Origin of the sequence: Bernardetia sp., assembly GCF_020630935.1 — a bacterium.
GTDB lineage: Bacteria > Bacteroidota > Bacteroidia > Cytophagales > Bernardetiaceae > Bernardetia.
The window spans coordinates 1-13,774 of the sequence record NZ_JAHDIG010000051.1 but is presented as its reverse complement, the minus strand read 5'-3'; the positions used below and the strand labels follow the sequence as shown (position 1 = coordinate 13,774).

The 13,774-nt window shown below is 32.2% G+C and carries 15 protein-coding genes; 8 read left to right on the top strand and 7 right to left on the bottom strand.

All coding sequences use genetic code 11. The annotated features are described in order from the left end of the window. Positions 1–2: 2 nt before the first annotated feature. Positions 3–1,400 carry a peroxiredoxin family protein gene (locus tag QZ659_RS14140; protein WP_291726499.1) on the bottom strand — a complete coding sequence of 466 codons (1,398 nt, stop codon included), beginning with the start codon at positions 1,398–1,400 and terminating at the stop codon, positions 3–5. Between the two features lie 227 nt (positions 1,401–1,627). Here QZ659_RS14140 and QZ659_RS14135 point away from each other — a divergent pair, with 227 nt between their 5' ends. Then, positions 1,628–2,572, top strand: coding sequence for a cation diffusion facilitator family transporter (locus tag QZ659_RS14135; RefSeq protein WP_291726497.1), 945 nt, complete (start codon positions 1,628–1,630; stop codon positions 2,570–2,572). A gap of 87 nt (positions 2,573–2,659) precedes the next feature. On the opposite strand, the gene QZ659_RS14130 is transcribed toward QZ659_RS14135, so the two are convergent. Beyond that, positions 2,660–2,854 carry a histone H1 gene (locus tag QZ659_RS14130; protein WP_291726495.1) on the bottom strand — a complete coding sequence of 65 codons (195 nt, stop codon included), beginning with the start codon at positions 2,852–2,854 and terminating at the stop codon, positions 2,660–2,662. Positions 2,855–3,168: 314 nt separating this feature from the next. Continuing rightward, positions 3,169–4,413 carry an aminotransferase class I/II-fold pyridoxal phosphate-dependent enzyme gene (locus QZ659_RS14125; RefSeq protein WP_291726493.1) on the bottom strand — a complete coding sequence of 415 codons (1,245 nt, stop codon included), beginning with the start codon at positions 4,411–4,413 and terminating at the stop codon, positions 3,169–3,171. Positions 4,414–4,811: 398 nt separating this feature from the next. Here QZ659_RS14125 and QZ659_RS14120 point away from each other — a divergent pair, with 398 nt between their 5' ends. From QZ659_RS14120 to QZ659_RS14110, 3 genes are all read left to right on the top strand, one after another. Then, entirely contained in the window at positions 4,812–5,324 is a 513-nt protein-coding gene (locus tag QZ659_RS14120; RefSeq protein WP_291726490.1) for a hypothetical protein, read from the top strand. Between the two features lie 391 nt (positions 5,325–5,715). Further along, positions 5,716–6,285 carry a SiaB family protein kinase gene (locus QZ659_RS14115; protein ID WP_291726488.1) on the top strand — a complete coding sequence of 190 codons (570 nt, stop codon included), beginning with the start codon at positions 5,716–5,718 and terminating at the stop codon, positions 6,283–6,285. 112 nt (positions 6,286–6,397) lie between these two features. Next, the gene (locus QZ659_RS14110) at positions 6,398–6,790 is read left to right on the top strand and encodes a DUF1987 domain-containing protein (RefSeq protein WP_291726487.1); all 393 of its coding nucleotides are present in this window, start codon (positions 6,398–6,400) and stop codon (positions 6,788–6,790) included. Between the two features lie 207 nt (positions 6,791–6,997). Here the strand turns inward: QZ659_RS14110 and QZ659_RS14105 are convergent, their stop codons facing one another. The 3 genes from QZ659_RS14105 to QZ659_RS14095 all read right to left on the bottom strand — a co-directional run bounded on the left by QZ659_RS14105 (position 6,998) and on the right by QZ659_RS14095 (position 9,241). Beyond that, positions 6,998–8,035 carry a lytic transglycosylase domain-containing protein gene (locus QZ659_RS14105; RefSeq protein ID WP_291726485.1) on the bottom strand — a complete coding sequence of 346 codons (1,038 nt, stop codon included), beginning with the start codon at positions 8,033–8,035 and terminating at the stop codon, positions 6,998–7,000. A gap of 316 nt (positions 8,036–8,351) precedes the next feature. Next, a complete protein-coding gene (locus QZ659_RS14100; protein ID WP_291726483.1) occupies positions 8,352–8,876 on the bottom strand; it encodes a flavodoxin in 525 nt (174 codons plus the stop codon). Between the two features lie 158 nt (positions 8,877–9,034). Continuing rightward, positions 9,035–9,241, bottom strand: a complete 207-nt coding sequence (locus tag QZ659_RS14095; RefSeq protein ID WP_291726481.1) for a DUF6132 family protein — start codon at positions 9,239–9,241, stop codon at positions 9,035–9,037. Positions 9,242–9,441: 200 nt separating this feature from the next. Between QZ659_RS14095 and QZ659_RS14090 the strand changes: the two genes are divergently transcribed. Next, positions 9,442–10,155, top strand: a complete 714-nt coding sequence (locus tag QZ659_RS14090) for an SDR family NAD(P)-dependent oxidoreductase (protein ID WP_291726479.1) — start codon at positions 9,442–9,444, stop codon at positions 10,153–10,155. A 140-nt stretch (positions 10,156–10,295) separates the two neighbouring features. On the opposite strand, the gene QZ659_RS14085 is transcribed toward QZ659_RS14090, so the two are convergent. Beyond that, a complete protein-coding gene (locus tag QZ659_RS14085; RefSeq protein ID WP_291726477.1) occupies positions 10,296–11,057 on the bottom strand; it encodes a glucose 1-dehydrogenase in 762 nt (253 codons plus the stop codon). Positions 11,058–11,459: 402 nt separating this feature from the next. Here QZ659_RS14085 and QZ659_RS14080 point away from each other — a divergent pair, with 402 nt between their 5' ends. The 3 genes from QZ659_RS14080 to QZ659_RS14065 form a co-directional block, all read left to right on the top strand. Further along, positions 11,460–11,891 (top strand): hypothetical protein, encoded by a 432-nt coding sequence (locus QZ659_RS14080; protein WP_291726475.1) that lies wholly within the window; start codon positions 11,460–11,462, stop codon positions 11,889–11,891. A 938-nt stretch (positions 11,892–12,829) separates the two neighbouring features. Continuing rightward, on the top strand, positions 12,830–13,234 hold the full coding sequence (locus QZ659_RS14070) for a hypothetical protein (protein ID WP_291726473.1): 405 nt from the start codon (positions 12,830–12,832) through the stop codon (positions 13,232–13,234). A gap of 199 nt (positions 13,235–13,433) precedes the next feature. After that, a partial coding sequence (locus QZ659_RS14065) for an AAA family ATPase (protein WP_291726472.1) occupies positions 13,434–13,774 on the top strand: 341 nt, incomplete at its 3' end.

Below are 13,774 nucleotides of genomic sequence, written 5' to 3'. Positions count from 1 at the left end.
TTTCATTTTTTTGTCAAATAATCAATATCTTCTAAAAGTCCTGCATCAGTAGGCAACTTAGTTGTAGAATAAGCTATTTTCCCCTCTTTATCTATTAAAAATGCAATAGGAAGTGTATGGATATTGTAGCCTAAAGTATCTAAAAAATAGCAAGGAAGACGAATAATATTGAGCTTATCACATTTTTCTCCCATTTTTTCTTTCTCTGTATCTGAAATATTTGATGCTTCAGTCTGAATCCAAAGAAATGCCACTTTGTTTTGCTTATTTTCTCTACTCAACTGATTAGTAAGATATTCAAAACCTTCTAAGTAATTGTTTAGTACAAAACCTTCTAACGGACTAAAAAATAAATAAACAACTTTTCCTTTAAAATCAGATAGTTGTACATTTTTATTAGTCATATCTTGTAGTAAAAAATTAGGTGCTGTTTTTCCATAGCTTATTTTTTCAGATTTTTCAAAAAACTCTCTTACTACTGGTGCTGATTTATCTTCTTTATGTTGTTTGATATATTTTTGATAATATTTCTTGTAGAGTTTTTTATCGCCTTTCCCCATCAATTCTAATAATAAAATAGCCTGTGCGTGTGCTTGAACGCTTTCTTGCAGTTCTTTTTCTACAATTTCAAATAAGAGAGGATAATACAAATTCGAATATGCCTTCAAATAGTTTTCATTGTGATACTGTGTGTAGCGAAACTCCAAATAATTTCTCAAAAAACGTAGGTAAGCCGTTTGATTAAGAGCAGATGGAGTCTGAATGACTATTTCTTCGAAGAAAGAATAATATGAACTGGACATATTTTGTGGTTTTTGCTTGTTTAAATAAGCATGTAGGACAGGATATTCTGCCAAATGATTTGCATTTTCATAGGCAATTCGATGTTCTAGGGCAAGTATAAAATCATCAGAAAGAGGCTTTTTACCTATTGCTTCTTCTAATAGTTTGTACTGATTTTTTCTCAATTTTTCTACCTCATTCTTAAAATTTTTCTCTTTCAACTCTTTATATTTTCTCGGATAGAGTGCATTTTTTGAAGTCTGTCCAAATTCAGCTTCCCACTGCCAAAGAAAATTATTTTCTGATGCTCCTAAGCCAGAAAATTTTACCTTAGAAAATGGCTTTCCAATATCTATTTGCATATTTAAGCTATCTCCTACGTGAAGATAAATCTGCCCTTTTTTGTCTTTACATTTCCATGTGAGCCAAGTAGATTTTTTCAATGGAATATTAAAATTAAATTCTCCCTTATCATTTGTTGTCAAGAGTTGCCTTTTTGGCTGATATGTTAGATACTGATATTGGTATTCTATAACCACCTCATAAGAAGCTACGGGGCTAATTTTGCCTTCCAAAATGGTTGAAAATTGAGCTAAAGCATTACAAGGCAAACTCAATGTTGGCAGCAGAAAACAACAAAAAATAATGAAATCAAAAACACAAAAATGTAAGACAGTTCTCAAACGTATAAACACCCTCATTAGTATAAAATTCTTAAAAAAATACAACTATATTAAACAAAATTAAGTCAAATTACATGTATAATATATCAATCTAGCAAATTTACATCACTTATTTAGTAGTTTTATAAGCATAACTTGATTTCTATCCTGTTTTTAACCTAATGACACACTCACACCATCAAGAAAGGCATAACCACGAGCATGCACCCAAAAGTTTAGAAAATATAAACGTAGCTTTCTACATTGGTATTGCGTTAAATATTATATTTACAGCTATAGAATTTTTTTATGGATATGCTACTAACTCACTTGCTCTTTTATCTGACGCTACACATAACTTAAGCGATGTAGGAAGTCTAATTTTGGCTCTTATAGGGATGAAACTTGCAAAAAAGACAGCGACCCTTAGTTATACGTATGGATTTAAGAAGGCTTCTTTATTGGCATCTCTTATTAACTCTATATTGCTCGTTTTTGTAGCTGGAGGAATTATTTATGAAGCAGTGGAACGTTTTTCAACGCCTTCTCCAGTAGCTGGCACTGCAATTATTATGGTGTCTGGGATTGGGGTTGTGATAAATACAATTTCTGCTTTTTTATTTTTTAAAGGGCAGGAAGACGACATCAACGTAAAAGGAGCTTTTTTACATTTGCTTGTTGATGCACTGGTTTCAGTAGGTGTAGTTATAGCAGGCACAATCATTTATTTTACAGGTTTTAAAATCATCGACCCAATTATTAGCTGCGTAATTGCAATAATTGTTTTAATTTCTACATGGAATTTATTCAATGAAAGCATTAGACTTGTTTTAGACGGTGTACCCAAAAGCATAAAATTAGAAGAAATAGAAAAATCTCTTTTAGAAATAGATGAAATAGAGAGTGTTCATCACATGCACGTTTGGGCTTTGAGCAGTACAGAAAATGCAATGACTGTACATGTAGTATTGAAAGAATCTGTTTTTGAGGACACAGAAAACATAATACAACATTGGGAAAATCTAAAGCTCATGATTCGTCATGAACTCTTACATCATTCTGTACATCACGCTACCTTGGAGCTAGATACGGATGATAGCTTAGAAGATGAGAAAGTTCATTTATAAAATAAAGTTATATTTTACAAAAAACAAAAAACCATTTCTAGCAAAAAGTAGAAATGGTTTTTTATTGTAAAAACTATAAAGTTAGGATTACTTCTTAGTTTCTGCTGCACGTTTATTTTTAGTTTCTTGTACTTCTGTACGGATTTCTTGTGCAATTTTTTTAAGCTCTTGCATTCCTTTACGGATACGAGTTCCAGCAGCTTGGTTGTCTTTTTCGTAGAACTTAGAAAAATCTTCTTGTAATCCTGTAATTAAGTCTTCGACTTCTTGATAACGACCCATAGTGAAAAGTAAATTGAAGGTTATAAAATTTAATTAAAATATATTTTTGATGAGCAAAGAACGTATTAGATAAAATATCTTTTTAGCTCATATATGCTCTATTTGAATGACAATATACTAACAAAACTGTCAAAAACAGCGTTTAAAGGCATTTTTTTTCAATTTTAGCCCTATTTTTTTCATAAAAAAAATAGGGCTTTCCTAACTATCAGAGAATAATTATTATAAATTACTGAAACACAAAGATTTATAATAACTTGAATTATGCTCTTCCAATTCTTTAGAAGTAAGAAAATGACCTAGAAATAGTTAAATTATATAGCTGCACTAATTTCGCTATTAGCATACACTCCATTTTTGAGTTTGTCAGAAACAGCTTTAAACGCCTCAATAGTTTCTGTTACATCCTCTAAAGTATGCGCTGCTGTTGGAATAAGACGTAACATAATTACATCTTTAGGCACAACTGGATAAATAACCACAGAGCAGAAGATGTGGTAGTTTTCACGAAGGTCAATAATAAGATTTCCAGCCTCGTTATTTCCTCCACTCAAAAATACTGGAGTCACTGGTGAGTTAGTTTCTCCGATATTAAACCCGTTTTCACGCAAACCATTTTGAAGAGCATTTACGACTTTCCAAAGATTCTCCTTTAGCTCTGGCATAGTACGAAGCATTTCCAAACGCTTCATATTACCCACTACAAGTGGCATAGGAAGTGTTTTTGCATAAATCTGTGAACGCATATTGTAACGCAAATAATTGATTACGTCTTCTGGACCTGAAATAAATGCTCCAATACTTGCCATAGACTTAGCAAAAGTAGAGAAATATATATCGATTTGGTCTTGAACACCTTGTGCCTCTCCTGTTCCGATACCTGTCTCTCCCATTGTACCAAAGCCGTGTGCATCATCCACCAACAAACGGAATTGGAATTTTTCTTTAAGTTCTACAATCTCTTTGAGTTTGCCTTGGTCGCCGAGCATTCCAAAAACACCTTCTGTAATCACTAAAATAGCTCCACCTGTTTCTGCTACATATTTAGTGGCTCTTTCTAATTGTTTTTCACACTTTTCAATATCATTATGAGGAAATACATAACGCTTGGCAAGGCTCATACGAAGTCCATCAATGATACAAGCATGACACTCAGAATCATATACTACTACATCTTTACGGTCAAGGAGAGCATCTACAACAGACATAATTCCTTGATAACCATAATTTAAGATAAAGGTATCTTCTTTCTGAACAAAATCAGAAAGCTGTGATTCAAACTCTTCAATCGTATTCGAATTTCCAGACATCATACGTGAGCCCATCGGATAGGCAAGTCCCCAATCTTTTGTCGCTTCTGTATCTGCTTTGCGTACTTCAGGATGATTGCCAAGTCCTAGATAATTGTTCAAGCTCCATGTCAATACTTCCTTTCCTCTAAATTTCATACGAGGCTTAATTTCTCCTTCTAATTTTGGAAATGCGAAATATCCGTGTGCAACAGAAGAAAACTGACCTAAAGGTCCACGATTAGTTTTTAATTTTTCGAATAAATCCACGTTGTATCTTTTTAGTTAATGGTTTTTGATATAGCGACTTTTGAAATGGATAATTGAGTTTTTTTATTTGAATATATATTTATTTTATTCTATTACGGCTCAATTATTTTTTCGTTATTGTACTGATTTTTTACTTGCTTTCTATTTAATATTTAAAACAAGACGACCTACTTCTAGTAAAAAGTCGGAAAAATAATATGCAAATATAGCGCAAAAACGACAATTTTGGAAATATAGACAGTTTGTAAGTCATTTTTGTTGAAAAATTAAATACTACCTATGGTTTTACAATATGGAAATTATGAGAAGAAAATCCATACTTGTATAGTTATTCTAATTGAAGATAAAACTTGACTTTCCCTAACCCACCTATTATTTTATTTTAATTCTTTCACATTATGAAAAATGAAGATAAAGTCCTGTCCGACGAATATTTAGTTTATTTTACCAAACTCACACCAGAGCAAATCGTTGCTCATCTGAAAAATGGAGTTGCAGAAGAGAGTCAGAAACAAAACTTTGTAGAAGCTCTTAAAAGTGGTTTACACTTTGAGGGAACAATCTCACATAATTCATTTCATCTTAAAACTAGAGGTAAATATGAGCATATTTTAAAAGGCTTCTTTGTCAGAGAGGCTGAATATACTAAAGTGGAAGTAACTTTTGAATATGATGAGTTTATATCTAAAAAATGGCGCAAAATTTTATTAATCGTATTAGGAGGGTTAATTCTTGGACTTGGAGCTATCATGTATTTAGAAGCTAGGGATGATTTATGGATAGCATTGCTACTTGTAGGAATACTATTTTTGAGTATGCTTTCTCCAAAAAACAACCAAACACTTCTTGTTTCTTCTTATAAAAAGAAATTAAAAAAATTATTAAATGCTTATCAGGTCATAGAAAAATAACCTGTATTCTGCCTTTATTTGAGTATTGGATTATAAAACATATATTTGTACCCTTGTTATCTGTAAAAATATAAATCTGTTCTTATCAAAAGGTATTCACTTCAACACTTACAAAATATATTTTATATCTTGTATAAAGTGTTGAGCTTTTTAATAAAAAGTATTTGATTTCTGATTTATATATGTTAAATTGTGCATAGCTTATCTAATATAAGATGCTGATTAAAGATTTGGTTTAAGAATATCATTGATATACATATCCTAATTTTATTTTTCAAAAATAAATTAGAAACTACTTTTACCAATACATTAGAACACTAAACAAAGCGAATACTTTTTTATTATTCGTTGAATCTATTATTTAATTAATTCTCCTATATTTCGGCATAATATGCACGACGATTTTCAGATTACTAAATATTACAACGAGTTTAATAAAAATGGTGTTACTGCTATTTTTCAAGGTGCTTTGTCGCAATCTGTATTATCAGAAATTGCAGAGAACTTAAAAGAAAAAATATCTGACCGAGAAACAATAAAAAGTAAAATTTTTGCCATTTTTATTGAACTGGCTCAAAATATTTATCATCATTCAGCTGAAAAAAAACACTTTCATACTACTGATTCACACATTGGAGTAGGCATTGTTTCTATTCGTGATTTGGGAAACCATTACTCATTGAGTGCTGGAAATATGGTAAAAAAGCATCAGCGAGAAGCCTTAGAAGAGCGTTGCAATTACATAAACGGTCTGGATAAAGAGAGCTTAACAGCGTATTATAGACAAGAAAGAAAAAACGCCAAAGGCAAAACAAGCACAGGTGCACATGTAGGGTTAATAGATATGGTAAGACGCTCTGGCAATCCTTTAAAAATACGTTTTGATACTATTTCAGAACATCTTAGCTTTTTTTCAATTACTGTAACAGTAAATAAAGACTGGCAACCAACAGATACATAAAAAAAAGATATACTAAAAATTAATATAAATTGAGCTTAGATTCATTTTCTATTCTTAATTTTGATACAACTACTAAGAAAAGCATAAGCTATCAAAAACATAGCAAACCATTATGGAAAATTTTTTTTTCAAAGGACAAAAGTTTACCCCAACGATTGACTTTAATGGGGAAGAGGGGATTTTGAGTATAGAAGGACAATCTTATCCAGAACACGCAGAAGAAGTATTTGCGCCTGTTTTTGATTGGTTAGAGCGTTATCTACAAACTCCTAAAAGGAAAATTACTCTTAACTTTCGCCTTTCTTATTTTAATACAGCAACTTCTAGGCGTTTCCAAGACCTCTTAGAAACGTTAGAATTATATGAAAAGGAAAAAGGAGGAGACGTAACCATCAACTGGCATTATAGAGAAGATGATTATGATATGTTAGAGAATGGCGAAGATTACATTGAATCTATTGATTTGAACTTTAATCTTGTTTCTGTAAAGCATTCAGAAGAATAGATAAATATTCAGTATTTCATAAAAAACGAATAAGGTGTTTAGCTTTATTCGTTTTTTTATTACTATCAAGAAAAAATCTATTTTTAGAGTACTGGACACCAATGTATTTGCTGTTCTGTAAGCCATAGAACAGGGAGAAAATATCGTTTGTTGGAGTTTTAGTATAGCTACGCCCACAAATTTTTATATAATGTCCAATACTTTAATCTATTTTATATCTTGAATATCGATAACAGTATCTTCTTCTTTGAGAATAGAATCAAGCATTTCCTTCATAGCTAAAGATTCTTGAGCCAAAATATTTGAATGTGGAATAGGTGGATTTTGAGGAACAAAAAGTGTATATGTTTTACCTTCTTTCAAGTCTTTCTTAGAAAAAGTAAGAGTGTTCATTAAAAGCCAAGGATTATGATATTTGAGCGTTTTGTAACTCATTCCATATCTTGTAGCAAGAGCCGAAATATCATTGATGGTGCTATCAAGCGTAATTTTTCTATATTCTACTGGAGGATAACGTAACTCTTTAGGAATAACGAAACCGTATTTTTCTGGATGTTGCATAATTTCCTTAAATGCCAAAGCACGATAGATATAGCGAGCTGTTTCAGGGTTTAGAGCTACATCGTAATAAGAAATTGCATTCTGATTGCGAAGGGCAGCATTCATTCCTCCCATTCCACGATTGTAAGACGCTGCTACAAGTGTCCAGTTTTCAAATTTTTTATACGAACGTTTTAAATACTTACAAGCTGCACGAGTAGATTTTTCTATATGATAACGTTCATCTACTTCCTTTGCAATTTCTAAATCAAATTCTTTTGCTGTCTCTTCCATAAACTGCCAATATCCGTCTGCTCCAGAACGAGAACGCACATTTTCAAGCCCACTTTCAATAACAGCGATATACTTCATATCTTCTGGAACACCTTCTTCTCTTAAAATTTTTTCAATAATAGGAAAAAACTTTTCAGAACGCTTGATAATAAGGCTTGTAGAAGAATGGCGAAAAACATTAATATAGAGTTCTTTGTCAAAACTTTCTCTGACTTCTTCATCGTATAATGGCACTTGCTCCCCACAAAACTCAAAAGTAGTGGGTACACGAACAAGAACATTATGATAACCTTCTGGTAGCGTCTTCATTTCACTTCCCAAAACTACTTGGCTAAACTTTTCTATCAAAATATATCCTAACAAAAAAGCAACAGCAAGTAAGAGTAAACCAGTAGTAAGACGGCTATTCATAGAAAGAAATAAAAGAATACGAGGAAATTAATTTATATTCAAAAGTAAGAAACTAAATGCAATACTAAAAGGAGTAAGAACAAAGTTTCTGTAATAAAATTAGCAAATCGCTAAGAATCATAAAATATAAAAAAAGACAGAACCGAAGTTCTGCCTCATAAAAAACTATCTGTAGAGGAAAGAATATTTAGAGTACTGGACATGATATAAAAAGTTGTTGGTGTCGCTACGCTAAAACACCAACAAACGGTGTTTTTTCTCTGTTCTGTGACTCACAGAACAGCAAATATATTGATGTCCAGTACTCTAAAAAATATTATTCCGTCTCTACTTCTAAGCCAAACTCTTCTAAAATTTGTGGAAGCCACGCATTTAGACGTTCTTGTGTCATTTCTGGCTGGTTGTCTTCATCTATGGGAAGTCCCATAAAAACTCCATCACGCTCACCTTTTGAGTTTTCGTAATCGTAACCTTCCTTAGACCAAAAACCTACAAGTTCTCCTCCTTTTTGCTCTATTACCTCACCAATCATTCCGATAGCATCACAAAACCACTCGCCATAACCCCACTGGTCGCCAAGACCAAAAATTGCCACTTTCTTTCCAGTAAAATCTATATTTTCAAACTCTGGCAAGATTTCCTCCCAGTCGCTTTGAAGCTCGCCATCGTACCAAGTAGGTGCGCCAAAAATTAAATATTCATAAGGAATAACAGCTTGTGCGTCATGTTCGCCAAAGTTGTATAAATCTATAAACTCTTCTCCTAGCATTTCTCTAATTTGCATAGAGACGGTTTCTGTATTTCCTGTATCTGTTCCGTAAAAAAGTCCTATAATTGCCATATATTTTAATTACGAATTAATTAATTACGACCTGCTAAAGCAGCGAAGCTAATTACGAATAAATTTTAGCTTATAATTAAAAATTCTATTTTATGATGATTAATCAGTTAAAATCGCATTATCTACGTCGTTGTTGGTGTCTCCAACAACGACAAATATTATTTATTTTTTCTTTTAATCTGCTCTTGAATAATTGAACCTAAAAGTCCACCCATAACCAATCCGTAGCCTGTCATGTTGTACCAAACTGATTTTATAGCACAGCTTCCAGAAAGACAACCAATTTCTTTCCAATAAAAGAATCCAACGATTGCGCCTACTGCTGCACCAATAATAATAAGTTTTTGTTTATTTAAAATATTCATAATTGAATGTTGATTTTGTTTGTTTGAAGATTATTATGAATCTTCCCCTATTTTTTGCAAAGGTATTGAAAAGTCGGCTAAAATCCTTTTATGTTACAGCCTTCCTCGTCTTATTTGTTTTTAATTAAGAAAACAATTTAGACCTACATTCTCTTAGTGAAGCAAAATACAACCCACTTTTCAAACTTATTTTTTCAATAATGAGCAACACTAATTTTGAAGGTAAAAATATATTAATCATTGGCGCAAGTTCTGGTATCGGACACGCACTAGCCAAACAACTTGAAGCTGCTGGAGCAACACTTTTTACAGCCTCACGCTCCAAGCCAGAAGGAATTACCTCCACACACACAGAACTAGACATAACAGGAGAAATTGATAATTTAGAACTTCCAGACGTGCTACACGGATTGGTATATTGTGCAGGAAGTATCAATTTAAAACCTTTTGCAAGGCTTAAAACACAGGATTTTGAAAAAGATTTTCAGATAAACGTTTTGGGAGCAGTAAAAGTAATCCAACACAGCCTTAAAGCCTTAAAAAAAGCCGATACGAGCAGTATTGTCTTGTTTAGTACAGTAGCCTCAAAAGTAGGGATGAATTTTCACGCCAGTATTGCCACAGCAAAATCAGCCGTCGAAGGTTTAGGACAATCGTTGGCAGCTGAATTAGCCTCTCAAAAAATACGAGTAAACGTACTTGCACCTTCACTCACAGATACACCACTAGCGAAGGCTCTACTTTCCACAGAAGATAAACGAGAAGCCTCTGACAAACGCCATCCATTGGGAAGAGTAGGAACAGCCGAAGATTTAGCTGCTGCATCTGCCTTTTTACTCTCCGATGAAAGCACTTGGATAACAGGACAAGTAATAGGAATAGATGGAGGAATGGGTAAAATAAAACTTGTCTGATACGATTTTGATAAGAAACCGTAATTGACTGAGTTGTTTTACAATTATAACGTTAGAACTAAAAAATATACGGTTGGGAGCTGAATACGTAGCTCTCACTCACAAAATGTGAGTGAGAGCTTACTTTTTTTTAGCACATTTTATGTAAGTTGTAATTGTGTAAAACCTCCATCAGCAATAATTTCAGTTCCTAACATGTAAGATGCATCATTAGAAGCCAAAAATAGTGCTGCCTTTGCAATTTCTTCAGGTTGAGCAATGCGTTTCATAGGGTTTTGAGAAGCTAGAGATTGTATCATTTCTTGCACTTGCTCTGCTGAAAGTCCAGGCATATCAAGAATAGGAGTTTTTGTAACACCAGGACTAACCATATTGATGCGAATATTGCGTGGTAATAATTCAGTACTCAGAGTACGGGCTAAAGAACGTAGTCCTGCTTTACTAGCAGCATATGCACTTAGTGAGTGTTGTCCAATCTGATTAGAAATAGAACCTGTAAATATAATTGATCCTCCATCATTCATTTGTGGGAGAGCTGCTTGAATTAAAAAGTAAGGCCCTTTCAAATTAATAGCCAAAACTTCATCATACATTTCTTCTGTCATTTGTTCAATAGGAGCAGCTTTGGCTATACCTGAATTGATGTATAATATATCAATCTTTCCAAAAGCCTTTACAGTTTCTGCTACTAAAAGTTTACGATCTTCAGAGACTGAAATATCACTTTTTATACCACGTACATTATCACTTGCAAGTTCTTGACAAGCAGTATCAAGTTTTTCCTGTGTACGCCCAGTAATCATAACTTTAGCTCCTTCTGCTAAAAATAAACGGGCAGCAGCTAATCCAATACCACTTCCCCCTCCTGTAACAATACAAACTTTACCTTGAAATCTTGACATATATCTAAATTGGTTTATTTAATTAGAATAGAATTTATTGAAATGCAATATTAAATTACTAGACATTGAGATAAAAGTTGTTGGTGTCGCTATGCTAAAACAACAACGAATGGTACTTTTTCCCTATTCTGTGATACACAGAACAAATATCTGTTCATACCCAATATTCTAGCTAGCGCAATATATACAATATTTTCTTTTTTTCTACCATAAGAATTTCCTTGTTTCAATAAATTTACACTAACCTAATTACTATAAAATAATAAATCAATTTAAATCTTAAATTATTTACCAAAACAATACATAAGCAGTTAATTTTCATTTTATAGTTATTTTTTTCACTCTAAAATATTTATTTTAGCGCAGAGTTAAATATATCATTATAACCAAAATATCATAATCATGGAAATTTACAATAGTGAATATCAAACTATTAACTTTGACAAGACAAAATCTATTCTTTCAAAATCTTGGACATCTAAAACAGAAGATTTGGATGAAGATACTTTTTCTTCTGAAGTTATTAAGATTGCAGAATATACTGAAGAATATAAAGTTCAATACATTTTAGATGACACACGTGACTTTACGTTTACAATTTCCGTAGAGTTACAGAATTGGGTAGATAACGAGGTATTTCCACGCTTTATAGCAGCAGGATTGAAAAAATATGCCATTATAGTATCAAAAGAATTTATTTCTCAGCTTTCTATTGAGCAGACCATGGAAGGTGATGCAGGAAGTCAAAGCTTTGAAGTACAATATTTTGACAATACAGAAGAGGCTAATAACTGGATTATGAACCGTTCATCTTCTGACATTAGTTCTATTTAAAAAAATAGGGAAAGCAAAAAATATGACAAAGGTTATCACAGTTTTTTACGTGACTGATTATCAATTATTTACTAAAAATCGCATCGTGCTTATTTCTTCATAGCGTTGAGTATGCAACCCTCAATGCTATGGAAAATGAATTTAAAAAAAATAATCATGATAAGGCTTAATCATAGTTATCTTTTGTTGTTTTTTATACTTTTCAAAACTTTTGTCTCTATATGATTTTATTTCATTTCCAACGTTTTTTTCTTCCAAGAAAGTATTTGACAAGAGATAAATGTTTTACTTTAACTTGTCAAGCATCAATTATTAAAAATAATGAATGGTAATATAAGCACCCTTGAAAGATATAAAATAATTTCAAATTGAAACCAAATTCATAAAGACGTAGAATTTTTGATAATATCTTAAAAATTTATAAATAAAGAAATTGATTTTTGTGCTTAGACTTTTCCTAAGAAGTTGTTTTAAGAATAAAATTGTTTCATTGGAAGTTCTCGCCATTGACAACTTGATTTTAAACGATAAACAATAGCTTTAATAATACGCCAAAGAGCGACTTTTATCCGACGACCTTTGGAAAATTGCTCTAAATAAGGTAAAATATTTTCTGTTATAATTTTTTTTGATAGGTTTACGTACATAGAGGAAAAAATGGTTACGTTGCAAATGTGGTTATTTACAATGATAACTATTTTGACCTCTTTTTTTGATAACATAAATCTACATTCTTAAACAAGTTCAATGTAAAAAAGTAGCTTGAATGAAGTATAAAATAAATTTTATTTATTATTTCTCGTTCAAGCGCACTTTTTGGCTACGCCGACTTTCAGTTCATCAGCATATGCTGACGAAACGGTAAGCACAAATGCAATCTTGCACTAGAAAACTATTCTTAAACAAGTTCTAAGCCTACAATCAAATTGTACAACATTATGCAAAATATATATAAAAGTAAATTCGTATCTATTAACATTCTTCCAAAAAAGGAACTTCTAATTATTGAGTGGCTTTCTGATTCGGAAGACATGACAGAAGAAGAGTTTAAAAATGAAATTCAAGCTGAAATAGTAGCTATAAAAGAATACAAACCTACTAACATTTTGGCACGAACTACTCAAATGAGCTTTGTGATTACACCTAATATGCAAGAATGGCATAATGAATTAGTTTTTCCTGTTTTTAAGAACATAGGAGTATCTAAACTTGCAATTATTTTGAGTTCAGATATTTTTTCACAAATATCTATTGAACAGCTTATAGAAGACAATACTGAAGCAGAGTTTATCACACATTATTTTGATAAGGAAGATAAAGCTCTATTATGGTTACAAGAATAAGTGAATCTGTGATAATTTTTGTAAAAAAAAAAATTCAGTAAAGCCTACACCCTATCAGTTTGGTAAATATTCAGACTTGATAGGGGTTAAATAGATAGTGGAATGGGTAAAATAAAACTCATCTGATACGATTTTGATAAGAAAATGTAATTGAGTTATTTTACAGGCTAAAAACAAACTCAATAAAAACACGCTCAAAATGCTTTCTCAAACTTCTCAAAATCCACCGTTAGCCGAACGAATGCGCCCTCAAAGTTTAGAGGAAGTGATTGGACAAAGTCATCTGATTGGAAATAATGGTGTATTGGCTCGTGTAATTTCTTCTGGAGCAGTTCCGTCAATGATTCTTTGGGGCGCACCAGGGATTGGCAAAACTACGCTTGCTCTGTTGATTGCAAAGGCTTTAAAACGTCCTTTTCATACGCTAAGTGCGATTAGTGCGGGAGTGAAAGATGTTAGAGAGGTGATAGAAAAAGCTAAAAGACAAACACGAGCGATTCTTTTTATTGATGAAATTCATAGGTTTAGTAAGTCTCAACA